Origin of the sequence: Pseudodesulfovibrio alkaliphilus, assembly GCF_009729555.1 — a bacterium.
Taxonomy (GTDB): Bacteria; Desulfobacterota; Desulfovibrionia; order Desulfovibrionales; family Desulfovibrionaceae; genus Pseudodesulfovibrio; species Pseudodesulfovibrio alkaliphilus.
This window is the reverse complement of record NZ_WODC01000001.1, coordinates 23,416-46,875: the sequence shown is the minus strand read 5'-3', so window position 1 is coordinate 46,875 and position 23,460 is coordinate 23,416. Positions and strand designations below refer to the sequence as shown.

22 protein-coding genes and 1 tRNA gene are annotated in these 23,460 nt (G+C 60.7%); 19 read left to right on the top strand and 4 right to left on the bottom strand.

Annotated elements, in window-relative coordinates; genetic code table 11:
* The first annotated feature begins 4 nt into the window (after positions 1-4).
* The 10 genes from flgG to fliW all read left to right on the top strand — a co-directional run bounded on the left by flgG (position 5) and on the right by fliW (position 9,590).
* The gene (gene flgG / locus GKC30_RS00215) at positions 5-787 is read left to right on the top strand and encodes a flagellar basal-body rod protein FlgG (RefSeq protein WP_155931411.1); all 783 of its coding nucleotides are present in this window, start codon (positions 5-7) and stop codon (positions 785-787) included.
* Between the two features lie 33 nt (positions 788-820).
* The gene (flgA, locus tag GKC30_RS00210) at positions 821-1,837 is read left to right on the top strand and encodes a flagellar basal body P-ring formation chaperone FlgA (RefSeq protein ID WP_155931410.1); all 1,017 of its coding nucleotides are present in this window, start codon (positions 821-823) and stop codon (positions 1,835-1,837) included.
* Positions 1,838-1,851: 14 nt separating this feature from the next.
* Positions 1,852-2,562 carry a flagellar basal body L-ring protein FlgH gene (locus tag GKC30_RS00205; protein ID WP_155931409.1) on the top strand — a complete coding sequence of 237 codons (711 nt, stop codon included), beginning with the start codon at positions 1,852-1,854 and terminating at the stop codon, positions 2,560-2,562.
* Positions 2,563-2,607: 45 nt separating this feature from the next.
* Positions 2,608-3,741: a flagellar basal body P-ring protein FlgI gene (locus GKC30_RS00200; protein WP_155932337.1), complete on the top strand. Its 1,134-nt coding sequence runs from the start codon at positions 2,608-2,610 to the stop codon at positions 3,739-3,741.
* 1 nt (position 3,742) lies between these two features.
* Positions 3,743-4,456 (top strand): rod-binding protein, encoded by a 714-nt coding sequence (locus GKC30_RS00195; RefSeq protein ID WP_155931408.1) that lies wholly within the window; start codon positions 3,743-3,745, stop codon positions 4,454-4,456.
* 76 nt (positions 4,457-4,532) lie between these two features.
* Complete coding sequence (gene flgN / locus GKC30_RS00190) at positions 4,533-5,012, top strand: flagellar export chaperone FlgN (RefSeq protein WP_155931407.1); 480 nt, start codon at positions 4,533-4,535, stop codon at positions 5,010-5,012.
* On the top strand, positions 5,013-7,124 hold the full coding sequence (gene flgK, locus GKC30_RS00185; RefSeq protein WP_155931406.1) for a flagellar hook-associated protein FlgK: 2,112 nt from the start codon (positions 5,013-5,015) through the stop codon (positions 7,122-7,124).
* A gap of 16 nt (positions 7,125-7,140) precedes the next feature.
* Positions 7,141-8,805, top strand: a complete 1,665-nt coding sequence (gene flgL, locus GKC30_RS00180; protein WP_155931405.1) for a flagellar hook-associated protein FlgL — start codon at positions 7,141-7,143, stop codon at positions 8,803-8,805.
* A gap of 123 nt (positions 8,806-8,928) precedes the next feature.
* Positions 8,929-9,171 carry a carbon storage regulator CsrA gene (gene csrA, locus GKC30_RS00175; protein ID WP_155931404.1) on the top strand — a complete coding sequence of 81 codons (243 nt, stop codon included), beginning with the start codon at positions 8,929-8,931 and terminating at the stop codon, positions 9,169-9,171.
* Positions 9,144-9,590, top strand: a complete 447-nt coding sequence (gene fliW, locus GKC30_RS00170) for a flagellar assembly protein FliW (RefSeq protein WP_155931403.1) — start codon at positions 9,144-9,146, stop codon at positions 9,588-9,590. The genes csrA and fliW overlap by 28 nt, the downstream gene beginning before the upstream one ends.
* A gap of 167 nt (positions 9,591-9,757) precedes the next feature.
* Here the strand turns inward: fliW and flgM are convergent, their stop codons facing one another.
* Both flgM and GKC30_RS00160 read right to left on the bottom strand, forming a co-directional pair.
* Entirely contained in the window at positions 9,758-10,084 is a 327-nt protein-coding gene (flgM, locus tag GKC30_RS00165) for a flagellar biosynthesis anti-sigma factor FlgM (protein ID WP_155931402.1), read from the bottom strand.
* 28 nt (positions 10,085-10,112) lie between these two features.
* On the bottom strand, positions 10,113-10,523 hold the full coding sequence (locus tag GKC30_RS00160; RefSeq protein WP_367613889.1) for a DVU0524 family FlgM-associated protein: 411 nt from the start codon (positions 10,521-10,523) through the stop codon (positions 10,113-10,115).
* A 161-nt stretch (positions 10,524-10,684) separates the two neighbouring features.
* Here GKC30_RS00160 and GKC30_RS00155 point away from each other — a divergent pair, with 161 nt between their 5' ends.
* From GKC30_RS00155 to GKC30_RS00115, 9 genes are all read left to right on the top strand, one after another.
* Positions 10,685-11,536 (top strand): NAD(+)/NADH kinase, encoded by an 852-nt coding sequence (locus tag GKC30_RS00155; protein ID WP_155931401.1) that lies wholly within the window; start codon positions 10,685-10,687, stop codon positions 11,534-11,536.
* A gap of 1 nt (position 11,537) precedes the next feature.
* Entirely contained in the window at positions 11,538-13,304 is a 1,767-nt protein-coding gene (locus GKC30_RS00150) for an ARMT1-like domain-containing protein (RefSeq protein WP_155931400.1), read from the top strand.
* Positions 13,305-13,358: 54 nt separating this feature from the next.
* Positions 13,359-14,717 carry an MltA domain-containing protein gene (locus tag GKC30_RS00145; protein ID WP_155931399.1) on the top strand — a complete coding sequence of 453 codons (1,359 nt, stop codon included), beginning with the start codon at positions 13,359-13,361 and terminating at the stop codon, positions 14,715-14,717.
* Entirely contained in the window at positions 14,710-15,351 is a 642-nt protein-coding gene (locus tag GKC30_RS00140; protein ID WP_155931398.1) for a DUF4254 domain-containing protein, read from the top strand. The genes GKC30_RS00145 and GKC30_RS00140 overlap by 8 nt, the downstream gene beginning before the upstream one ends.
* A 21-nt stretch (positions 15,352-15,372) precedes the next feature.
* Positions 15,373-16,806 (top strand): Asp-tRNA(Asn)/Glu-tRNA(Gln) amidotransferase subunit GatB, encoded by a 1,434-nt coding sequence (gene gatB, locus GKC30_RS00135; protein ID WP_155931397.1) that lies wholly within the window; start codon positions 15,373-15,375, stop codon positions 16,804-16,806.
* 61 nt (positions 16,807-16,867) lie between these two features.
* Positions 16,868-17,911, top strand: a complete 1,044-nt coding sequence (mtnA, locus tag GKC30_RS00130; RefSeq protein ID WP_155931396.1) for an S-methyl-5-thioribose-1-phosphate isomerase — start codon at positions 16,868-16,870, stop codon at positions 17,909-17,911.
* Between the two features lie 191 nt (positions 17,912-18,102).
* A complete protein-coding gene (locus GKC30_RS00125; protein WP_155931395.1) occupies positions 18,103-20,430 on the top strand; it encodes a methyl-accepting chemotaxis protein in 2,328 nt (775 codons plus the stop codon).
* A 289-nt stretch (positions 20,431-20,719) separates the two neighbouring features.
* On the top strand, positions 20,720-22,216 hold the full coding sequence (gene der / locus GKC30_RS00120; protein WP_155931394.1) for a ribosome biogenesis GTPase Der: 1,497 nt from the start codon (positions 20,720-20,722) through the stop codon (positions 22,214-22,216).
* An 84-nt stretch (positions 22,217-22,300) separates the two neighbouring features.
* Positions 22,301-22,394: transfer RNA gene (locus GKC30_RS00115), tRNA-Ser, on the top strand.
* 189 nt (positions 22,395-22,583) lie between these two features.
* Here the strand turns inward: GKC30_RS00115 and GKC30_RS00110 are convergent.
* Both GKC30_RS00110 and GKC30_RS00105 read right to left on the bottom strand, forming a co-directional pair.
* Positions 22,584-22,943, bottom strand: a complete 360-nt coding sequence (locus GKC30_RS00110; protein WP_155931393.1) for a hypothetical protein — start codon at positions 22,941-22,943, stop codon at positions 22,584-22,586.
* Between the two features lie 64 nt (positions 22,944-23,007).
* Positions 23,008-23,418 carry a response regulator gene (locus GKC30_RS00105; RefSeq protein WP_155931392.1) on the bottom strand — a complete coding sequence of 137 codons (411 nt, stop codon included), beginning with the start codon at positions 23,416-23,418 and terminating at the stop codon, positions 23,008-23,010.
* Between the last annotated feature and the right edge of the window lie 42 nt (positions 23,419-23,460).

Here is a 23,460-nt window from a genome sequence, read left to right as displayed (position 1 = left end):
GCCAATGATGCGCTCACTTTGGACTGCCGCGACCGGAATGGTCGCCATGCAGACACACATCGACACCCTCTCCAACAACTTGGCCAACGTGAACACCACGGGTTTCAAGAAAAGCCGCGCCGAGTTCGAGGACCTGATGTACCAGACACTCCAGATCGCGGGCACCGAAACCCAAAGCGGCGGCCGACTGCCTGTGGGCATGCAGATCGGCATGGGTGTGCGGCCGGTGACGGTGCACAAGTTCTTCACTCAGGGAGACTTCAAGAACACGGGCAACGCGCTCGATATGGCCATTGAGGGCGAAGGGTTCTTTCTTGTGGATATGAATGGCGAGGATGTCTACACCCGCGACGGCGCCTTCAAGCTCGACAATGAGGGCCGGGTGGTCACGGCGGGCGGCCACGTGCTCCAGCCCGAGTTCACTGTGCCGCCGGAGACCGTCAGCGTGGTCATTACCGAGACCGGCCATATCGCCGCCCTGGATCGCGAGGGCGCGGCCCTGGCCGAAGCGGACCTCGACATCTACCGTTTTCAGAACCCGGCAGGTCTGACCGCCATCGGGCGCAACTTCTACCGAGAGAGCGAAGCGTCCGGCGCTGCCGTGGGTGGCACGCCCGGCGATGACAACTTCGGCACTCTGGCCCAGGGGTTTCTGGAGGGCTCCAACGTCGAGATGGTGGACGAGATGGTCGGTTTGATCGTGGGCCAGCGCGCCTACGAGATCAATTCCAAGGCGATCACCACCTCAGACGGCATGCTCCAGACGGCCATCAACATCAAGCGCTAGCGGATGCGCTGGCGGCGGAGAAAGGGACGAGACATGGCAGGCACGACACGGAAACGGAACAGCCGTCTGGGCCGCATGGTCCGCGCTTTGGCGCTGGCGGTCGCTCTGGTCGCGGGTACGGCCACCATGCCAGGCGCGGGCACACGCCCGGTGTCGGGCGACAACTGGAAGCTTCTGGTTCGCAGCGTGGCCTGTGTCCGCGGGCCGGATGTGCTCCTGGGCGAGATTGCCGATCCGGTGGACGCCATTGACCAGCGTACCTGGGAGGCCGTGAGCAAGGTGAAGCTGTGGAAGGCGTCGGACCGGATCGGCCGACCCGTGACCATCGATCGCGATAAACTGCTCGGCGTGCTGCGGTATTACATGGGCGACATGGTGCGCAATCTCGTGCTGCCCAGTCAGCTCACGATTCAGACCGGGGGAACCGTGGTTTCGGGCGAGGAGCTGGAGGCGGCAGTTGTCGCGTTTTTGACGCCGCGAGCCAGGGATCTGAGCGACGACTTCGAGTTTCGCAACCTGCGGCTGCCGCTGTATTATTTTTTCCCCAACGACTACGACACGCTGTCAGTGGAGCTTGAGGGCGACCTCAGGCCCGGCAGCAATCAGATCAGGCTGCGGGGCGTGTCCCCGGACGGCCGCACCGTGTCCACCAAGGCTGGCAACGTCTTTGTTGATGTATGGAAGGCCGTGCCCGTGGCCGCCAAGCCGCTGAACCGTTTCGAGCGTGTCAGCAGGGAGAATGTGACCTTCATGCGTATGAACCTGGCCTACAATCAGGATCTGTGGGACGGCACGGGCGGTCCCTGGCGCATGGTCCGGCCCCTTGGCCGCAACCAGCCCTTTTCCATGGCCCATCTGGAGCGGGTGCCGCCCATCGAGAAGGGCGATGTGGTCACTCTGGTTTATCAAGGCAAGCGGATACAACTGACCATGAAGGCCGAGGCCCTGGCCGATGCGGACATGGGGCAGCAGGTGTCGGTGCGGAACATGCAAAGCAACAAGGTGATCGTGGCGACCGTGGTGGACAACGAAACGGTCGTGGTCCGGTAATAAAGGAGAAAGTCATGAGACGTTTGTTTCTGATCGCTATGGCCGCCATGATGCTGGCCTCCCTCGCCCTGATGGCAGGGTGTGCCTCCCGGTATCAGGAGATGCCCATGCCGGTGCTGACGGAGCCGGTATACGAGGAGCAGGACCCGGCCCAGAACCCCGGCTCGCTGTTCGACGCCAACCGCTCGGAATTTCTCTATGACGACAACCGGGCCAGCCGGGTGGGCGACATCGTCCTGGTCCAGGTGGCCGAGGCATCCAACTCGCGCATCAAGTCCGAGACCAAGGCCAAGAAGGACAATTCCAACAACATATCGGTCACGGCCATGCCAAGCACCGGCCTGATCGGCCACATGCCCCTGGCTGGAACACTGGGTGCCAAGGCGGGCATGGAACTCGACACCTCCACCGTGACCGATCTCAAATCCAACGGCGAGACCAAGCAGGAGTCGGAGTTCGAGGCCGTGGTGGCCACGCGCATCGTGCGCAGGCTACCGGGCAATCTGCTCCAGGTCGAGGGCGCACGGCGCATCCGGGTCAACAACGAGACCCAGTTCCTGGTGGTCCGGGGACTCATTCGCCAGCGGGACATCGCCTCCAACAACACCATTCCCTCCACCAGTCTCGCCGAGGCGCAGATCGAGATATTCGGACAGGGCGTCCTGGCCGACAAGCAGCGTCCGGGCTGGCTGACGAGGATTCTGGACAACATCTACCCCTTCTAGGTGGAGACGATGCACACCCAAGGCACAAGGACAGGAATCATGACCATGCACACTCGGAACACGCGGGCGTTGGGCAGCCAGCTTTTACTCATGCTGGGTGCGGCGGTTCTGGCTCTGGCCCTGATCGTCGCCCCTGGCGACGCCTCGGCGGCACGACTCAAGGACATCGCCAGCTTCAGCGGCGTGCGCAACAACGACTTGGTGGGTTACGGCCTGGTGGTTGGCCTCTCGGGAACCGGGGACGGCACTTCTTCCACCTTCACGCTTCAGTCCATGTCCAACATGCTGGAGAAGATGGGAGTGGAGGCCAGCCCGGACAAACTCAAGCCCAAGAACGTGGCAGCGGTCATGGTCACGGCCAGGATGCCGGTCTCGGCCAGGCCCGGCTCCACGCTTGATGTCACGGTTTCTTCCCTGGGTGACGCCAAGAGTCTGCTCGGCGGCGTTCTTCTGCTTACTCCCCTCAAGGGCCTTGATGGCCGTGTATATGCCGTGGCCCAGGGCCCCCTGACCATCGGCGGTTTCGCCGTCGAGGGCGAGGCGGCTACGGCCCAGAAGAACATTGCCACAGTGGGGCGTATCCCAAGCGGCGCATCGGTGGAGCGCGGCGTTCCTTTCAAGTTCAACAATCAGGACACCCTGACCCTCAACCTCATGGTGCAGGATTTCAGCACCACCATGCAGGTAGTCAACAAAATCAACGCCACCATGGGCGGGGATTACGCTTCGGCCCGTGACATCTCCACCGTGGAACTCAACCTGCCCGACAGATACCTGGGCAACATGGTCCCTCTCATGGCCTCCCTTGAGAATCTCGATATCGCGCCGGACGGCAGGGCCAAGGTCGTGGTGGACGAGAAGACCGGCACCGTGGTCCTCGGCCACGAGGTGCGCCTGAGCCGGGTGGCCGTGGCTCACGGCAACTTGCAGATCGTCATTGCAGAGAGCCAGGACGTGAGCCAGCCCGGCCCCTTCTCGGACGGGCAAACCGTGGTCACTCCCGAAACCGATCTGGCCATCGAGGAGCAGAACAATCCGCTCATGCTCATGGAGGGCGCCACCCTTCAGGAGTTGGTGGACGGTCTCAATTCCATAGGGGCCACCCCCCGCGATCTGATATCCATCATTCGCGCACTCAGGGCCGCGGGCTCGCTGCACGCGGAAGTGGAGGTGATTTAAGATGCTCGGTTCAGGGATAGACCCGCAACTCCTCGCCAAACAGGCAGACACCAGCGATCTCGTTCGCTTCAAGCAGGAGATGGACGGACTCAAGGATCGGCTGGCCGGGGATTCCGGTGACAAGTCAAAGCAGCTTCGCCAGGCCTGCCAGAGCTTCGAGGCCGTGTTCATCAGCAAGATGTGGCAGGAGATGCGCAACACCGTGCCCAAGGACGGGTACACCAAGAGCAAGCAGGAAGAGATGTATCTCTCGATGTTTGACAAGGACTTTGCCGAAAAGATGGCCCAGGCGGGCGGCATCGGACTGGCGGATATGATCTACGAGCAACTCAGTGAGAAGCTCAAGGAAACCAGCCGCGAAGCATTGCCCGGTGCCGTGGAGATCCGGCCGCTGAAGGCCCAGCCCATCGCCATGGGTGGACAGGATCCCATCGCCCTGAACCAAAACCGGGGCAAGACCCTGGAGGATTGGGGCGGATCGGGCGAGGGGAACGGGGGGACCTTTGTTCGAGACGTTCAGGGCTCCGCGTTCCATGCTCCCATGACCGATGTGGATGTCAAGGCGCGCCTTGAAGCCCTGACCAGACGGCTGGATGCCGAGCGCATCCGCGAAGGCCTTGTCGGCGAATCCCGGGAGCGGGCCAGAACCTATGGGCGCGAATCTGGCGTGGACGAGGCAGCCAAAGTTGGCCGGAGTTTTGCAAGAAACGGCTGACCGAAAGTGGTCGCGTATCAGGGGGAGTTAATATTTCATTAATCTTCTTAGCTAGATGCAAAGGCTGGTGACGGGCATGATTCGTCTCATTGAGGAAAACTTGGTCCGCCAGAACAAGGCAATGGTGCTCCTCTTCGTCCTTTTGGAGGAAGAATTTTCCAGGCTCAATCAGGGCCAGCCCCAGGGGGTTTCCCAGATAGAGTTGTCCATCCAGGAGCTGATGCGTCAGGTGGCTGCAGAAAGACGGTCATTGCGTGCCAAGATCGATACGCTCGTGCCGGGCGCGGTGCGGGTGCGCGAGCTGTATGTCACCCTGAAGCCGGAAACCTCGGAAACCTTGGAGAAGCTGCTCGAAATGCTTGATGATACCGAGCAGAAATGCGCTGTCCAGGCCGCCAAGAACAACGAGATGGCCATGGCCCTCTTTGAGCAGAGCAGCAAGTTGCTCACCTTCATGCACAATCAGATCAAGCCAAAGAACTCGGGAGCCTATGCCCCCTCGGGGCGTCTGGCACGGGCTCCCAGCTCGGCCCGGCTGCTGACCGGGAGGCTCTAAATGTCCTTTGGCGCCAACTCGATTCTCGATATGGGCCGCTGGGCCCTGTTCGCCTCGCAGGTGCAGCTCCAGGTCACCGGCCAGAATATCTCCAATGTCAACACCGTGGGATATTCGCGCCAGTCGGCGGTGCTGCAGGAAGGGCCGTACATCGACTATTCTCCGGGTCAGCTCGGAACAGGCGTCAAGGCCACTGAGGTGGTGCGTCATTTCGACGAGATGGTCGAGGCCATGTATCTCGGTCAATCGGCAATGCGCGACAAATGGGGGACGCTGTGGGAGCAGCTCAGGGGTGTTGAGAATCTGCTCAACGAGTCGAGCGGCACCGGAGTGAGCAATACCCTTTCCCAGTTCTTCAACTCCTGGAACGAGGTCAGCCAGCGCCCGGACAACTACGGGGCGCGTCAGTCCGTTGTCAATGACACGGCAACTCTTATTTCGACCCTGCGTCAGGTGGACACCGATCTTTCGCTCATGCAGCAGCGCATCAATTCCACCGTCGCCGCCCAGGTCAAGCAGGCCAACTCCCTGATGGTGGAGATTTCGGAACTCAACAAGGAGATCCAGGTCCACAATATCGAGGGGTCCAACAACGCCAACGGCCTGTTTGACGAACGGGCGCGCAAGGTCCGCGAGCTGGCGGAATTGATGGACATCTCCACCATTGATAACGGCGGCGGAAATTTCACCGTTCTGACCAAGGCCGGACACACCCTGGTGGACGGCACCAGCCATTTCAGCCTTGAGTTCCTCGCCCCGCAGAAGAGCTCGGATCTGCGCTCCGGCTCCACCTTTGCGGGCGACATCTATTTCGATGGAAACGATGATTTCGAATACACCATTGATTTCGTGAAAGACGGACCGGCCGCCTCGGACGCTACCGCGGCCCAGTTCCGTGTTTCCTTGGACGGGGGTGTCACCTGGCTTACCGACGCAGACGGCAAGGAACGTCATTTCAATGCCCGGGATTATGAATCACGGATCAATGTGGAAGGGCTCCAGATCTGGTTCGGTTCGGCCAACAGCTCCCAGGGCAACCCCTCCGGACAGTTCGCTGTCGGCGACCGTTTCACCATCAGTCCGCATCAGGGACTCTATTGGGTGGAAAATACGTCGAGCAAGCTGGAGATCACACCCCAGATTCATTTCAACGGCGAGGAGAACACCACCCGGCTCACTGGCGGCAGTCTGGCAGCACTGCTCTCATTTCGTGACAACTACATTGGCAAGTACCGCGACAAGTTGGAAAACCTGACTGAAACCCTTGTTTGGGAGACCAACCGCAGACACAGCCAGGGAGCCGGACTCCAGGCTTTCAACGTGGTGGATGGCACCTACGGTGTGTCCTCGATCACCAAGGCCCTTGGTTCGGACTCCACCGGGCTGGTCTTCGGCGACAAGCTCCAGGCAGGCAACACCTTCATCTATGTGTACGACGAGGAAACCGGGCTCCTCGCTTCGTCCGCTTCTCTGGATTTTAGCGGGGGCAGCTTCGACCCCAAGATCCACTCGCTTACCGATGTGGCGGACGCGGTCAACTCCAGTTTCGCAGGGGCCATAAAAGCCGAAATAATCAACAACAAGCTGCATCTCGAAGCCGAAGAGGGATACGCCTTCGCCTTTGGCAACGATAGCGCGGGACTCATGGCCGCTCTGGGCATCAACACCTTTTTCAAGGGTTCCTCGCCCATGGACATTCAGGTGAACGAAAAGATTACCGGCGATCTCGACTATCTGGCCACCGGCCATGTCAATGGCGCAGGCGAGATGAACGCGGGCGACAACACCACGACCCTGGCCATGTATGCCCTGCGCGAGGCCCAGGTGGCCATCTCCTCGGTGGCGGAGGGGACAACAAACACAACCCTGCTCAGTTACTACAACGGGCTTGTGGGCAATGTCGGCGCGGATACCAATAGAGCCAAGTTCAATCATGGTTTCTACAACACGCTGGCCAATGACCTCAATGAGCGCCAGCAGCAGGTGGCGGGTGTGAACCTCGACGAGGAGATGAGCAACCTGATCCGCTATCAGGCGTCATATACGGCGGCGGCCAAGCTCATCACCACTGCCGATCAGATGCTTCAGACGATCCTGTCGCTGAAGTCTTAGGAAGAAGGGGACGGTCATGCGCGTATCGCAACAAATGCTCTTCAGCAGGTACATTCACAACCTCAACACCTCTCTGAACTCGTTGATGGACCTCAATACCAAGGCCCAGACGCATAAGAAGGTCAATTCGCCAAGCGATGATCCCGCGGGTATGACGCGGATTCTCGGTCACCGCGACACCTTGCGCTCGCTTGAGCAGTATGGCGATAACATCTCCACGGCCAAGGGGTGGCTCGGCTCTTCGGACGAGGCGCTCAGGCAGGTTTCGACACTCATCACCCGGGCCAAGGAACTGGCCGGTCAGGCCGCCACCGGCACAGTGAGCGGCGACAACCGCGAACAGGTCAGCTACGAGTTGCGCAGCATTTTCGAGCAGATGATCGGGCTGGCCAACACCAACTTCGAGGGCAAGAGCATCTATTCGGGCCAGAAGGTGGACGGCAAGGCTTTTGAGCAGATCATGTGGCTGACCACAAACGACGAGGATTTCGGACACACCGATTTCACCATCCAGGGGTCTTCGAACACCACCGTGCTGGTCCAGTTCATCGACACCAATACCACGACACCGACCCCGCCTGGCGGCACCATGGATCTCTCCAACGGAGATCTCGGGGTGCGCTACAGCATTGACGGCGGCCGCACCTGGCTCGAAGACGGAGCCGTGAGTTTTGCCGCCGGCGTGGCCACCGTCAGTCTGCCATCAAGCGGCACCAATGTGCTTTTCCACTCCGACGCCACGGTCAAGGTCAACGACCCTGACGATCCTTCCGTGGCCGATGGAACCTGGCTTTGGGTGCGCCCCTCGGCCAGGTACGTCGGCGATGACAAGGACGCTCCCCCCATGGTGGACCCGCGCACCGTTGGCGGCGTAAATGCCGACGCCTCGGGATCGTTCCAGAGCGGTTCCGTCACCGTGCGTATCGACAATACCTCCGCTGTGGCCATGAACGAGGAGATCCGTTACTCCTACAGCCTCGACGGCGGCATCAACTGGGTCACGGGCAACGTGGCTCCGGCCGATACTTCGAGCAATTCCTCGGTCTTGAGCATTGCCAACAGCGGTCTTCTTACCCTTTCCTCCAATGGCGGCAATATACTGCAACCGGGGCAGCAGTTTGTCATTCGGCCGAGAGCCGCAGACATCAACCTCGATATTTCGGCCAACGATCGGGTGTGCATCAACGATGTGGGCAAGGACATCTTCGGCGGCATCTATATGGACCCCGATGCGGTGCTTGCCGCGGGGGGAGCCTCCGTTCCCCTGAGCAGTCAGAATGCGAACAGGGTGTTTCACTCAGACGACGACCCCAAAATGGCTCTGACCATTCAGGGCGACGACGAGTTTTCCAAGAATCTTTTCGAGGTCATGGGCAACCTTGTGGCCTTCGCCGAGACCAACAACCAGACCGGCGTGCAGCAGATGCTCGATAACCTGAACAATGCCCAGGCCCAGATCATGAACAGGCTTGCCGACGTGGGTGGCCGCCAAAACCGGCTTCTCGCTACCGAGAACATCCTTGATGGTCTCAAATACAACGAAAAGGCGCTGCTCAGTTCCGTCGAGGATGCCGATGTCAGCGAACTGATGACCGATCTGGTCCAGCAGCAGATAGTCTATGAGGCTGTACTGCGTTCCTCCTCCATGATCATGCAGCTCAACCTGAGCAAGTTCATCTAGGAGCCCGGAATGGCTAGGCGATTTTCTTTGTCTGCTGGACTTCCCGGGCCAGGTGATGTAGTCGCCGGGAAGAACCCGCGAGTATGCGGACTCAAGCCCTAGGATGACCCATTTGGTGGCATTATGCTGATATTGACCCGGAGACCGGGAGAAAGCCTGTACCTGGGCGATACGATCAAGCTGAAAATCCTGAGCGTTCAGGGCAAGCAGATAAAGATCGGCCTTGAGGTACCCGAGGACATGACCGTCTATCGGGAAGAGGTGTATCTGAAGATCAAGGAACAGAACAAGCAGGCGCTGGAGACCAGCCAGCAGGACCTGCTCGCGGCGGCTGCGCTATGGGAAAAGAAAGAACCAAGAAAATAATGACCAGGCTGGGCGAGAGGGAAGTGAGCTCGGACGGCATCGTCTATTTCCCCCGCGGCCTCATTGGTCTTGAGGACAAGCGCGAGTTCGCGCTTCTAAGCGTTCGGGAAGGAGAGTCTCCCTTTTTCCTCCTGCAGTGCGTTACCGATCCCGGATTGGGGCTGCTGGTGGCAGACCCCTATTCCTTTCTCGACAAATACGACGTGAAGCTTGAAAACCTGGATCGCAAAACTCTCAAGATCAAGAACATCAAGCAGTTGGCCATTCTGGTCACGGTGACCATTCCCCAGAACAGACCCGAGGAGACAACCCTCAATCTTCAAGGCCCCATTGTCATCAACACCGAGGCGCGGATAGGGGTGCAGGTGCCCCAGACCGACAGTGGATACCCCACGCACTTCAGTCCCATTCGCGGCTGATGCCGCCTTTTGGCGGCACCGGGTTTGGCCGAGTATCACGATTCCTTAGGATTTTCGGCAGAAAAGACCCCTTTGTCCGGGCTGCAGCCCGGACAAAGGGGTCTTTTCTGCCGATCGCGCAGACGCATCGGCCTCCTGCCCGCATCGGGCAGGAGCGCCGGACCGAACTATTCCGGTTGCCCCGTGGAAAGCAGGTCGAGGTCGTCCCGGATGAGGTTGGCCGCAGCCTTTTTCAGGTCGGGCTTATAAGTCCCGTCCTTGATCTGCTGCTTGAGGTCGTCGATCTTGCGGCGGCGGACATCGGATGCCTCATTGGCGGCCTGCAGGGCGGCGCCGCGCAAGCGGGCCTCGGAGGAGAGCACCACCTTGTCGGCGGACTCGCCCGCGGTTCTGGCGGACTCCTGGCCCCGGCGCTGCTGGTCGGCCGTGCGTTGGTTCTCGATCTTCCTGTTGCTGTAGGGAGTCATCTCCCCCGCGATATTCTTGATGACCATGTTTCCCTCCCGGAACCATAATCCTAAACTAGAGCATGGTGTCGTCAACCTTCGAAAGCGTGATCTCCCAGAGCCGTCTCATGACCCGGTTGCGCTCCGGGCCGACGACCTCCTGAGGGCCATCGGCCGTGCTGCGCAGTATGATCACGTCCGTCCCGTCCACCGGGTACTCGAAGAGGAACGGATGTCCGAACTCCTCCTGGATCTGGCCGAGGATGGCCGCGACCACGGGCGAGGGGGTCGAACTGACGATGAGGTTTTCGATGACCTCCCTTGCGATGCGCTCCACCAGTTCGCGGCGTTTGGCCTGCCGGTCCACTCCGTCCAGGGCCTTGGCCTCTCCCAGGGCCTGCCTGAAGCGCGCCAAGCGTTTCGCATTCGTGAGCTGCTTCCCGTAGGTGCGCAGCATGGTGCGAACATTGGCCGACGAAGTATTCACGCGCAAACCCTTCCTTGAATGTATAGATCGTCCCTGGTTTGATTAACTTTAGGGCCAATTGGAGAAAAAAGCCAGAAATGGTTGGCGTCGCAAGTGTCGACTTCTGCGGACAATCGGAAAAAGGTTGAATGGTTATAAAATTTTAGCTACTCATTCAAGGCATGTCACTTCATCTGCGAAAAGTGCTGGTTGTCACCCGGTCGGGCGACTTTGAGGCCAAGGCCCTCGGAGCTGAGGTGGCCGCCTTTCTGTCCGGTTCGGATGTCGAGGTCATGGTCTGCCAGCATCGGCCCGAGGCGTATGATGCGGATGTTTTCGGGCAGCCCGGACCGGATCTGATCATGGTCCTCGGTGGCGACGGAACATTCATCGGCGTGGCCCGAAGGATGCTTCACCTTGAGGCGCCGTTTGTGGGCGTCAATCTTGGCCGGGTGGGTTTTCTGGCCCAACTGGACAGGGCGGGATGGAAGCCCTGGCTGGCAGAAAATCTGAAGGGAAATGTGCGGTCTGTGCGTCGGATGGCCCTTGCCTACGATGTCGTGCGTCAGGGAAACGTGGTGCGTTCAGGGTTGGCGGTCAACGATGTCGTGGTGGGGAGGGGCGAGTTGGCCAGGCTTGTCCGGCTTGGGTTCTCCTACGGCGGGAGGCGACTGGCCTCGGTCAGGGCCGACGGACTGATCGTCTCCACGCCTACCGGCTCCACGGCCTATGGTGCCTCGGCGGGCGGTCCGTTGGTCCATGCCGACCTTTTTTCCTACTGCGTCACGGCGGTGTGCCCCTTCCTGAGCGGTTTCAAACCCCTGGTCCTTCCCGTCGGGGAGGAGTGCGCGGTGTGCGTCGAGGAGGCGGCCACTGGCGTTTCCCTGACCGAGGACGGGCAGTTCTCCTTCCCTCTTGAATCCGGCGACGAGGTGCGGGTGCGGCGCAGCCCCCGTGATCTGCTGGTGGCGGACATGGGGCAGGGGGCGTATTTCGATAAATTGAAGAACCATGGTTTGTTGACGGAGAGATAAGATGGCTTTCAACCGGCATTTCCATTCCGTCCTTGATGTCAAGTTCGGCGACGATGCGTCCCTCGACGCGCTGCTGCTGCACTTCATGACCGAGAACAACCTCGAATACACCATAGATCCGACTAAGAACGCCTCCATGGAGCAGCTCAAATTCATGGTGGCCCTTCAACCGGGCGAATTTTACGCCCCATGTTCGGACTGGATGTTCCTCATGCTGCTCAAGGAGGGGCTGCCGCGCCTCTTGATGCAAGAGTACATCCTGCAGTGGCGGGCGTTCATCCGCCTGTCGCGCCAATACTGTCCCGACCGGAATGTTTCCAGCCGATTCATCCAGTTGGCTCGTCACAAGTTCCGCATGGCTCTTGCCTCTCCCATCGTCATCCCCTCGCGGCTGCTCAAGCGGTTCATGACCATCTTCATGACCCAAAGCGGCATCGACGACCCCTACAGGCAGGTCCGGCGCGATCTGAACCGGCAGGCCGCCCAGGTGGTGCGCAGCGAAATCTTTGACAGTGTAATCAATGCGTACGCTGAAAATTGCGGACCCTGCGACCGTATCGATACCAAGCGGTTTTCCCTGGACATGCTGGAGATCGAACGGCTTATGCGTGTTGCCACCCTGTGCGACAATTGGGATGTGGGCACATTTGAGGCCGAGGCCCTCAAGGCGCCAGGAGTCTCCAGCGAACTGGCCGGATCTTCGGAGTTGTTCGCGCCGGTTTACGAGGCCCTGAATCCCTCCTTGGGCGGAGAGAAGCGTGTCCTCTACATCCCCAGCCGGGCGGGCGGCATCATCTTCGATCTCCAGGTGGTCAGGAGCCTGTTGCGCCTGGGACACCGCGTGGTCATGGCGCTCAAGGAGGGGTTTTTTTTCGATCATTCGACCTTCTGGGATCGCGATTTTGATCCGGCTCTGGCTACCGCTTTCGAGGGTGCGAAGTTCGTCAACGAGGACCGGCTCACCAAAAACGAGCTGCTCGACATCATGGGCAAACATCGGTTCGTGGTCATTTCCGAGGGCACACGCGAGCGCTTCAACCCCTACCGCTGCTCCGTCACCTTTGCCAGGGCATGGAAGGAGTGCGACCTGATTCTTGCCAGGGGCGCGGAGCTTTACAACCGGCTCATCCAATGCAGCCACGGCTACACGCGGGACATCGTCAATTTTTTCCGGGACGAGGCAGGCACCTTCCATCTCTATCACCGTCCCAAGCCGGAGTGGGTGCGCAAGTTCAGCGAGCGCTATATCAATGGCAAGGCCGACGAAATCATTGCCGAGATGCGCCGCGCCCGACGCGAGGGCAAGACGGTCATGTTCTATTCAGGCATCATCGGCAGTGTGCCCGGTCAGACCAAGGTCGCCATCGAAATCATGACCACCTTCGTCGCCCACTTGCGTTCCCAGCTTGATGACGTGTATATCATCAACCCGGGCGAGCATTTTGAGGAAGGCATGGATGGCGACGACCTGATGTTCATGTGGGAGAAGGTGCAGCGAAGCGGCTACATCAACGTCTGGCGCTTCCAGACCCATTTCGACATCGAGAAGAGTTTCGCCCTGATGGGCAGAAAGGTGCCCCCGGTGTGGACCGGCAAGGACGCCACCTATTCCACCGGCTGCACCAAGGAAATGCACATCGCCCTTGATGTGCTTAAGACCTCGCCCGAGTTGCAGATCATCGGTCCCAGCGCCGAAAAATTTTTCCGCAGGCGGGAATACGGCGTGGGCAAATACTGCGACGTTGCCGTGGATTCCTGCTCCAACTGACGCGGCCTGGATCAGCCTCGCCCTCTGGGCGAACGACAAAGTGCGAATCAGAATATGACAACACTCTGGCGCGGTGCAACGGCCTTGAAGGCGGCCGGGCTTGTCCTCCTGCTTCTGTGGGCGGTCGGCCTTGCCGCCTGTGTGAAGGGCGGTCCTTTTTTCGGGGCGGGCCGGGCCGCTGATCAGGCCGAGGGCAATGGAACCGTGGCCTGCGACGGTGGGCCGGACTCCGTCGCCAACGTGGGCCTGCATCGGTCGCGCTCTGCCGGCGCCTTGACCCTCCGGCCCCTCGCCGATCTGCACAATCTGCCTGCCTGCGATCTGTTCTTTCCCCTTTCGAACACCGAGGGGGCGCAGAGCATCGCCCGCATCGATCTCTCCAGTCAGGGGCTTTCCTCTTGGGCGGAGCTTGCCGGGCCGGTGCAGCGCAGCCTGGAATATGCCATGAACATGCCTCGGGACAGGCTCGCCCTGACCCGGCCCGGCATGGCCCTGACCTGGGGACAGGTGGTGCGCAGCCTGGAGGAATTTCTTGAGCTGCTGCCGTATCTGGACGATGATCCGCATCTGCTGGCCAGCCGGTTTGTCTGGTTCGGCATGCGCCAGAAACCGTTGATGACAGGCTATTTCACCCCGGAGATTCCGGCCAGCCTGACCAGAATGCCCGGGTACGAATTCCCCATCTACGGTGTGCCCGACGACCTGCGCACCGGGCTGGTGCGCGGAAGAAGGGCGGTCTATCGGGTGGAGCGGGGGCGGGTGCTTCCCTATCACGACCGGGGCGCTGTGGACGTGCGCGGCGTTCTGGCCGGGCGCGGGCTGGAGATCGCCTGGGCCAAAGACCCCATCGACGTGTTTTATATGCAGGTGGAAGGGGCGGGGCGGTTGCTGCTGCCCGACGGCACCACCCGCAACGTGCTCTATGGAGCCAAGAATGGTCATGAGTTCAGAAGTCTCGGCCTCATCCTGCACGCCAGGGGGCTGCTCCCCAGGGGACGGCTTTCCAAGGCCCATGTAAAGGAGTATTTCGTCAAGCATCCTGAGCAGATGTTTCAGCTGATGGCCGAGAACCGCAGCTATGTCTTCTTCCGCATGGAGGATTCGCCGCCCGAAGGAGCCATGGGAAAGCCGTTGACGCCGATGGTTTCGCTGGCTACAGACCGGGAGCTCCTGCCACTTGGCAGCCTCCTCGCCTTTGAGGCCGAGATTCCCAGGGCCGAGAACGGCAGGAACGTGGGCAAGCGGACCGTTACCGGCATCGGGCTGGCCCAGGATGTGGGCACTGCCATTCGCGGCCCCAGGCTCGACTACTATATCGGCGAGGGTAATCAGGTGGAGCCCATCGCCAACAACATCATGACCGAGGCCACCGTCTACCTCCTCATCAGCAAAGAAGCATTGATCAATGGCTGAGATTACATTCGACACAGTCAAGGGGGCCATGCGCGATGCCGTGGCGCACCAGATCCGTTCCGTCATCGATTGGCACTTCGGTGAACCCGTGTACGAGGGCGAGCCTGGAGAGGTTGAGGGCATCCAAGGCTTTCGCGAGCTGGTGGCCCGTCAGCACTGGACCAATTTCCAGCTCTGGCATGTGGAAGATCGCGCCCGTCGCACCGATGTGGACGCCGAGGTCATCGCCAAATGCAAGTTCGCCATCGACAAGCTCAACCAGAAGCGCAACGACCTCATCGAGCGCGTGGACGCCTGTCTTAACGGCGTACTTGGCCCGTTGCTCCCGTCCGAAGGGGCCGAGCGCTATAACACCGAGACCGTGGGCGCTGCACTGGATCGGCTCTCCATCCAGGCGCTGAAGATCTATCACATGAAAGAGCAGTGCACCCGTCGCGGCGTGGACGCGGATCATGTGGCCCAGTGCCAGGCCAAACTTGAAGTGCTCAAACGCCAACACGCGGACCTGGAGGGTGCTGTTCTCGAACTCATCGACGAGTATGCGGCGGGCAGCAAGCGGCCCAAGGTCTACTACCAGTTCAAGATGTACAACGATCCGAGCCTCAACCCGGAACTCTACGGAAAAAACGGCTAGCGGCCGCAAGGAGGCCTTCGCATGTCCCGGTACGAAACCGTCATCGGCCTTGAGGTCCACGCCCATCTCAAGACCCGGACCAAGATATTTTGCGCCTGTTCCACCACCTTTGGCCAGGAACCCAACGAAAACGTCTGCGCCGTGTGCTCGGGTATGCCCGGCGTGTTGCCCGTGCTTAATGCCAGGGTCCCGGAGTTCGCGGCCAAGATGGGGCTGGCCACCGGCTGCGCCGTGAACCTCAAGTCCGTGTTTGCCCGCAAGAATTATTTTTATCCAGATCTGCCCAAGGGGTACCAGATTTCGCAGTTCGAGCTGCCCATATGCGAGCATGGTCGCGTGGTCATCGAGGTGGACGGTAAGCGCAAGGAGGTGGGGCTGACCCGCATCCACATGGAGGAGGACGCGGGCAAGAATATCCACTCCGCGGCCGAGAACGCCAGCTTCGTGGATCTCAATCGGGCCGGGGTGCCGCTTATCGAGATTGTCTCTGAGCCGGACATGCGCTCGGCCGAGGAGGCTGTGGCCTACCTTAGGGAACTGCGCTCCATCCTCCTGTATCTCGACATTTGCGACGGCAACATGGAGGAGGGCAGCTTCCGCTGCGATGCCAACGTCTCCATCCGTCCCGTGGGCCAGGACGCCTTCGGCACCCGCGCAGAGCTGAAGAACCTCAATTCTTTCAAGCATGTCCAAAAGGCCATCGAATACGAGGTGGCCCGCCAGATCGATCTGGTCGAGGACGGCGAAAAAGTGATCCAGGAAACCCGGCTCTACAATGCGGACAAGGGCACCACCCACTCCATGCGCGGCAAGGAAGAGGCCCACGACTACCGTTATTTCCCGGACCCGGATCTGGTGCCGCTGGTCCTGGACGCGTCCCGGGTGGAAGAGTGGCGGGGCGAACTGCCCGAGTTGCCTTCGGCCAAGCGGGTGCGCTTCATGGCCGAATACGGGCTGGCCGACTACGATGCCGCTCTGCTCACCAGTGAACTGGCCGTGGCCGAGTACTACGAGGCCGCAGTCCGGGCCTATTGCGGCGAAGCCAGAAAGGTGGCCAACTGGGTGGTGGGCGATCTGCTGCCCTTTCTCGGCGAGACCGGAATCGTGGCGGGCCATTGCCCGCTGACGCCAGAGAAGCTGGCCGCGCTCCTTATCCTGGTGGACGACGGCACCATCTCGGTCAAGATCGGCAAGGACAGCTTCCGCGACCTGTGCGCCAGCGGCGACGACCCGGCCGAGTATGTCAGGGCCAGGGGGTTGGCCCAGGTGTCCGATGCCGGAGAACTGGAGGCCATGGTGGATCGCGTCATCAGCGAAAATCCGGCTGAGGTCGAGGCCTACAGGGGCGGCAAGACCAAGCTCATGAGCTTCTTCATGGGGCAGGTCATGCGCCTTTCCAAGGGACAGGCCAATCCCGGCGTGGTGACCAAGCTGATTCAACAGAAGCTTTCCTAGTCTTGCCCCATCACGCGGCAAGACACGATTTCCCGTACCACATCAGCACGGAGGCTACTCCATGACGGAACATATCCAGTATTCCCCGGACAAGGACAGTCTGATCCTGCTTGACCAGCGCTACCTGCCCAACCGCGAGGAGTGGTTCGAGTGCCGGAGCACGGAAGACATCTGCTTCGCCCTGGTGGTCATGGTGGTGCGTGGCGCACCGGCCATCGGCGTCACGGCGGCCTACGGCTGCTATCTGGCGGGCCGCGAGGTCCAGGGCCAGGGCGGCGACTGGGCGGCGAACCTGAACGGGAAGCTCGACCAGATCGAGAACGCCCGGCCCACTGCCGTGAACCTGCGCTGGGCTGTGCGCGAGATGCGCCGCGTCTGGAGCGAGGCCGGAGACGTGGGCCTGGAGGCGCTGCTGACCCTCTGGCTGGCCCGGGCCCGGGAGATTCACGAGGGCGACATTGCCATGTGCGAGGCCATCGGCCGCTTCGGCGGCGCATTGATGGACGACGGCGACACCATCATGACCCACTGCAACGCCGGGGCGCTGGCCACGGCCGGATACGGCACCGCGTTGGGCGTGGTGCGCGGAGCCGTGGATCAGGGCAAGAAGGTGTCTGTCATTGCCAACGAGACGCGCCCCTTCCTTCAGGGTGCGCGGCTGACGGCCTATGAGCTCCACCGGGACGGCATCCCTGTCAAGGTGGCCTGCGACAACGCCTGCGCCCTGCTCATGAAGCGCGGGTTGGTGGACAAGGTGGTGGTGGGCGCTGACCGCATCGCGGCTAACGGCGACGCGGTCAACAAGATCGGCACCTTTGGCGTGGCCATCATGGCCCAGCGCTTCGGCATTCCATTCTATGTGGCTGCCCCGGTCTACACCATCGACCCCGAGACCCCTACCGGCGACGATGTGCCCATTGAGGACCGTGATCCGCGTGAGGTCACGCACATCGGCGACCACCGCATCCCGCCCGAGGGCGTTGAGGTCTACAACCTCGCCTTCGACCCCACGCCAAACGAGCTTATTACCGGCATCATAACGGAAAAGGGGGTGCTCTATCCCCCGTATTCCGAGGCCATCCGCAAGCTCTTCGCCGAGCATTGATCGAGCCGCCCAGGCGCCTCCTCTTTTGCAGATTCTGACATGGAAACTCACGCAGCCGACGACGTTTGCCGTCGGCTTCCCCGTACCCTTCACAGAAATTTGACAAAATTGCGTGTTTCTGTAATTCTAAGGACTTGGAAGCATCGCGGCGTTGGGGAGCGCCATCACTCTGGCGGGAAAAGGATAAAACAATGCAGGTACGTAGTGTCAATTCAGTCATCGCCGCGCTGATTTCGGTGGTGATCCTTGCTGCGGTGGGAGCGGGCGTCTGGTGGGTGAGCAGCCATACCTACGAGACGGTGCTCAAAGAGGAATCCGTGGCCATGCACAATATGGTCGAGCAGTCCATGACGGCGCTGGACGCCTACATGGAACAGACCGAGAGCATGGCGGGAATGCTTGCCTCGCAGCAGTCGGTCAGCGACGCCCTCATGGGCCGCGACCTGGTCAGCGCCGACGGGTTGTTCAGGGAACTGCTCCAAAACACCCGGGGCTTCTGGGCTGCCTTTGCCTTTGACGCCAATGGCAAGGTAGTGGCCGGATACAACGCCCTGGGCGACAGCATGGCCGGCGCGGACCGCAGTGAACGGGAATACGTCAAGGTCATCCTCGGCGGCCGTCACAAGAATTATCTTTCAAGCGATATCCTTGTCGCCAAGAGCGGCAATAGCAACCTGCTCATCTTCGCTGTGGCCTGCGCGGTGTACGGCCCGGACGGCAAGGTCATCGGCGGCGTTGGCCTCTTTCCCAACTGGGAGACCTTCACCAGCCGGTTCATCGATCCCTTCCGCGTGGCCGAGAACGGCTACGGCTTCATGCTCGATGCCAAGGGACGCATCATCGCCCACGCTGTGAACAAGGATCTCTATCTCAAGGAGATGAATGACTTCGAATTCGTGCGCACCGCCCTGTCGCGCAAGGCCGGAAGCACCACATACGAGTGGGAAGGTCGGGAAAAATACATGGTTTTCGACACCATGGCCAGAAACGGTTGGGTCATGGTCATGAGCGCCTATGAAGAGGACATGGCCGCTCCGGCCACGGTCCAGCGCAATGCACTGGCCGTGGGTGGCGCTGTGGTGGCCGTGCTCCTGGCCGGTGTGCTGGTAGTCATTATCCGGTTTCTTGTCACCCATCCGGTGCAGGGGATTCTCGACTTTGCCACCAAGGTGGCGGGCGGTGATCTTCATGCCAAACTGGACGGAATCTACCGCTTCGAGTTCAGCGAGCTGGCTGGGCGGATCGAGGCCATGGTGGCCGAGCTCAAGACCAAGCTCGGTTTTTCCGAGGGGGTGCTCAAAGGCTTGACCCTGCCCTGCGCCCTGGTGGGAGCCGACCACAAGCTGCTTTGGGTCAACCGTCAGATGTGCGACCTTCTGGGTCGCGACGGCGAGCCGGACAGCTTCATCGGCATGTCGCCCGGCCGGTTCTTCTACGACGAGCCCGGCCGGGAGACTCTCTCGGACCGGGCCATCAAGGAGCGCAACCAGCTTTCAAACGAGATAGAGTACGAGACCCGTACGGGGCGGATGCGCCACATCATGTGCACCTCCACGCCGTTTTTCGACATGGACGGCGTGATGCTCGGCTCGCTGGGCATCTGGATCGACATGACCGATATCCGCAGCCAGCAGAAGCTCATTGAGGAGCAGAACCTACGCATCGCCGAGGCCGCCAGGGAGGCCGAGGAGATTTCACAGTACCTTTCCAGTGCGGCCGAGGAGCTTTCGGCCCAGATCGAGCAGGCCAGCCGGGGCGCGGACGAACAGAAGGCCAGAGTGGCCGAGACGGCCACGGCCATGGAGGAGATGAACTCCACCGTGCTCGAGGTGGCCAGGAGCGCCAGCAACGCGGCGGAAGATGCGGATAGGGCCAAGGAGAACGCGCAGCAGGGCGAGACCAGCGTGGGCCAGGTCATCGCCGCCGTGGCCGATGTGCAGCGGCAGGCGGAGAGCCTCAAGACCTCCATGGAGGAACTCGGGCGGCAGGCGGCGGGCATCGGCAACGTCCTGGAAGTGATCACCGACATCGCGGACCAGACCAACCTGCTGGCTCTCAACGCAGCCATTGAGGCGGCGCGTGCCGGCGAGGCCGGACGCGGGTTCGCCGTGGTGGCCGACGAAGTGCGCAAGCTGGCCGAAAAGACCATGTCCGCCACCAGCGAGGTGGGCGGTGCCATTGAGCGCATCCAGACCATGACTCGCGACAACGTGGCCGCCACTGATCGTGCTGCAAAGGCTGTGGCCCACAGCACCGAACTGGCCAACGAGTCCGGCCGGGCGCTCAAGGAGATCGTGGGTCGGGTGGACAACGCTGCCGACCAGGTGCGTTCCATCGCCACCGCCTCGGAAGAGCAGTCGGCCACCAGCGAGGAGATCAACCGCGCCACCGACGACATCAACCGCATCTCCCTGGAGACCTCGCAGGTCATGCTGGAATCCTCCCAGGCCATCCAGGAGGTGGCGTCCATGGCCTCGCGGCTCAACTCCGTCATTGAGCGCATGGCTGCCAAGGATTGATTATACAATGTCAGATGCCGGGAACAATGGACTCGACATTTGATTGAAGGTACGGTAAGCCCGCGCTTCCCTTGGCAGGCTGTTGAAAAACGTCCGATTGCTGCGTTGCTTCAAAAAGGTCAAATCCTCGCGTACCAGGAGTACGCTTCGGCCTTGTCCTTTTTTCGCGCCTTGCACTCGAACATTTTTGAACAGTCTGCCGCAAGAACTCTTCCATTGCGGGAGTTCGGGAAGTGCCGGTTTCGCGCTGTCCCGGCCCGCAGTCACATTATCCCTGGAGTCTGTGCCCATGCTGCCCATCGTCGCCCTTGTGGGACGCCCCAATGTTGGCAAATCCACTCTTTTCAACCGGCTGCTTCGCAAGTCGCGGGCCATCACCCACGATCTGCCCGGCGTGACCCGCGACCGTATCTATGGCGAATGCCAGATGGGCGATGTCAAGTTCGACCTGGTGGATACAGGCGGCATGGTTCTCGAGTCCGAGGCCACGCCGGAACTGAGCAAGGACTTTGAGGACGAGATTTTCGAGCAGGCCCGCGAGGCCATTACTGAAGCCCATGCCATCCTCTTCGTGGTGGACGGCAGGCAGGGACTGACGCCGCTGGACGAGCAGGCCGCCGAGTTCGTACGCCGCAGCGGCAAGCCGGTCATGGTTCTGGTCAACAAGGTGGACGGCCACGAGTTCGCGGCCCAGAGCACGGCCGAGTTCCATGGGCTGGGGCTGCCTTTGATGCCGGTTTCCGCCGCCCACGGCTATAATCTGCATGAAGTGCGGGAGAGGGTGCGCCGCTTCGTTCTTGATCTGGGAATGGACACGGCCGGGGAGGAGGATACCGTGGAGCGGGGCTTGCGCCTGACCATGCTCGGCCGTCCCAATGCGGGCAAGTCCTCCCTCATCAACCGCATCATCGGCACGGACAGGCTCATCGTCAGCGACGTGGCCGGCACCACCCGCGACTCCATCGACGTGACCTTCGAGCGCCAGGACAAGCGCTACACCTTTGTGGACACGGCCGGGGTGCGCAGACGCGCCAACATTCAGGATCACCTGGAAAAGATCAGCGTCATCCGGGCCCTCAAGAATTCCAAACGCTCGGACGTGACCATCCTGGTCATTGATATAACCCTGGGCGTGGGCCGACAGGACAAACGGCTGATCGAGTTTCTGGCCAAGGAGAAAACGCCCTTCATGGTGGTGGTCAACAAGGCGGACCTTATTCCTCGCGGCGAGACCAGACGGGCCCTGGAGGCGTTTCGCGAGGAACTGCGCATCATCCCGCATGTGCCCCTGGTCATGACCTCGGCCCACAAGGGCGTCGGTATCGGCAAGATCATTCCCCTGGCCGAGACCCTGCGTCGTGAGTGCGAAATCCGCATAACCACCGGGGCGCTCAATCGCGCCCTGGCCCAGGTGGTGGAAAAGCTCCAGCCCCCGGTGGTCAAGCGGCGCAGGCCCAAGTTCTTCTATGTGACCCAGGCGGACGAGCCCATCCCGACCTTTGTTTTCTTTTGCAATGACCATACCTTGGTCCGGGAATCCTACACCCGCTATCTTGAGAACCAGTTCCGCAAGCTGCTGGGCATCACTTCCGCGCCAGTGAACATCGTCTTTCGGTCCAGCCATGACAAAAAGGAATGGGAGAAGAGCAGGGGTATTTCTGCCCTGGGCAAACGCGGGCCTGGCCGCGAGCGCATCGGCGGGGCCAAGACGCGCCGCCACGAGGACAAATACAAGGCTCTCAAGAGCAAACGCCACCGTGCTGAGCGGGACAAGAAAGAGAAATAGGACCGGCGTGTTGACAAGGTCCGCAGGAAAAGGGTAGAGCCTTCTACCTCGACCCGGCCGCGGCTGCGGCCAGGATTCGAAACAGGAGAAGTGGCCGAGTTGGCTGAAGGCGCACGCCTGCTAAGCGTGTATACGGTGTAGAGCCGTATCGAGGGTTCAAATCCCTCCTTCTCCGCCAGATTTCAAGGGCTTGCGATGAATGTCGCAAGCCCCTTTTTCGTGGGTGACAGTCGGGAAGTGTAAAGGGATTGAGAGCCTTTGAATATTGGAATAAAATGGCATCAAACCCGCATACTGACTGCGCCATGACAGGTAACAGGCGTCGTGCGCTCATTATGCTTCGTTCTGTTGCATAGAGATAAGACTCTCACCGTACAGCACCCAGCCCGTTGATCAGAAGTGGGTTCCCTTGTTGCGGTGCGTATGCGGCTTCCCTTCTCCGGTTTTCGAAGGCGTGATATTCTTTTGGTTTGATATGGGATTTTGGGGAGACGGCCATGGCGGGGCCAATTTTCGGCGTATGCCTGCGGGAGGGCATGATCAGGTAGCCCAGGGTTCGAAGCCGCGCCTTGATAAAGTCGCGCTGGCTGTTTTTCAGGGCGGAATCCGGTTCGGTCATGACTGCCAGGACATGGTCGCTGGTGGCCGGCAGCAGCTGGAACTCTTTGGACCGGAAGCGAAAGCGCTGACCGAGTTTTTCGACTTCGCCAACCAGCCCCGTCGGCAAGGAAATCTTTTGCGGTCGGGATTTCTTCGCGAACCAGCCCCTATGCTCTCCCTGGCGGCGTATTTCAATCCCGTTTCGATGCCTTGGAGCCGGAGGAGCCCCCAAGCTGTTTTGATTCGTATGCCCCTTGGATGGCGTTGACGAGATCGTCGATGGCCACGGGCTTGAGCAGGTAGTCGAAGGCCCCCCCCTCAATGCCGCCCACGGCTGTGGCCGAGTCGGCGTGGCCCGTGAGCAGCACTACGGCGACGCGTGGCATGCGCCGGACGATCTCTCCCAGGACCTCGATGCCGTCCATGACAGGCATCTTGACATCCAGAATAACCACATCCACAGGGGCCTGCTTCAGCAGGGCCAGACACTCCTCTCCGCACTGGGCTGTGGATACGGAAAACTTCCGGTGAACCAACCGTTTCTTGAGAGTGTTCAGAAAGGCGGGCTCGTCATCCACCAGCATTACGCGTATCTCGCTCATGGTATCCTCTCCTGGTACAAACGCCTTGCAGCAAGGCATTTC

Bases quoted from the DNA above. Each gene is read 5' to 3' on its own strand.
- flgG (WP_155931411.1), top strand. From the start codon at position 5: ATGATGCGCTCACTTTGGACTGCCGCGACCGGAATGGTCGCCATGCAG.
- flgA (WP_155931410.1), top strand. From the start codon at position 821: ATGGCAGGCACGACACGGAAACGGAACAGCCGTCTGGGCCGCATGGTC.
- GKC30_RS00205 (WP_155931409.1), top strand. From the start codon at position 1,852: ATGAGACGTTTGTTTCTGATCGCTATGGCCGCCATGATGCTGGCCTCC.
- GKC30_RS00200 (WP_155932337.1), top strand. From the start codon at position 2,608: ATGCACACTCGGAACACGCGGGCGTTGGGCAGCCAGCTTTTACTCATG.
- GKC30_RS00195 (WP_155931408.1), top strand. From the start codon at position 3,743: ATGCTCGGTTCAGGGATAGACCCGCAACTCCTCGCCAAACAGGCAGAC.
- flgN (WP_155931407.1), top strand. From the start codon at position 4,533: ATGATTCGTCTCATTGAGGAAAACTTGGTCCGCCAGAACAAGGCAATG.
- flgK (WP_155931406.1), top strand. From the start codon at position 5,013: ATGTCCTTTGGCGCCAACTCGATTCTCGATATGGGCCGCTGGGCCCTG.
- flgL (WP_155931405.1), top strand. From the start codon at position 7,141: ATGCGCGTATCGCAACAAATGCTCTTCAGCAGGTACATTCACAACCTC.
- csrA (WP_155931404.1), top strand. From the start codon at position 8,929: ATGCTGATATTGACCCGGAGACCGGGAGAAAGCCTGTACCTGGGCGAT.
- fliW (WP_155931403.1), top strand. From the start codon at position 9,144: ATGGGAAAAGAAAGAACCAAGAAAATAATGACCAGGCTGGGCGAGAGG.
- flgM (WP_155931402.1), bottom strand. From the start codon at position 10,084: ATGGTCATCAAGAATATCGCGGGGGAGATGACTCCCTACAGCAACAGG.
- GKC30_RS00155 (WP_155931401.1), top strand. From the start codon at position 10,685: ATGTCACTTCATCTGCGAAAAGTGCTGGTTGTCACCCGGTCGGGCGAC.
- GKC30_RS00150 (WP_155931400.1), top strand. From the start codon at position 11,538: ATGGCTTTCAACCGGCATTTCCATTCCGTCCTTGATGTCAAGTTCGGC.
- GKC30_RS00145 (WP_155931399.1), top strand. From the start codon at position 13,359: ATGACAACACTCTGGCGCGGTGCAACGGCCTTGAAGGCGGCCGGGCTT.
- GKC30_RS00140 (WP_155931398.1), top strand. From the start codon at position 14,710: ATGGCTGAGATTACATTCGACACAGTCAAGGGGGCCATGCGCGATGCC.
- gatB (WP_155931397.1), top strand. From the start codon at position 15,373: ATGTCCCGGTACGAAACCGTCATCGGCCTTGAGGTCCACGCCCATCTC.
- mtnA (WP_155931396.1), top strand. From the start codon at position 16,868: ATGACGGAACATATCCAGTATTCCCCGGACAAGGACAGTCTGATCCTG.
- GKC30_RS00125 (WP_155931395.1), top strand. From the start codon at position 18,103: ATGCAGGTACGTAGTGTCAATTCAGTCATCGCCGCGCTGATTTCGGTG.
- der (WP_155931394.1), top strand. From the start codon at position 20,720: ATGCTGCCCATCGTCGCCCTTGTGGGACGCCCCAATGTTGGCAAATCC.
- GKC30_RS00105 (WP_155931392.1), bottom strand. From the start codon at position 23,418: ATGAGCGAGATACGCGTAATGCTGGTGGATGACGAGCCCGCCTTTCTG.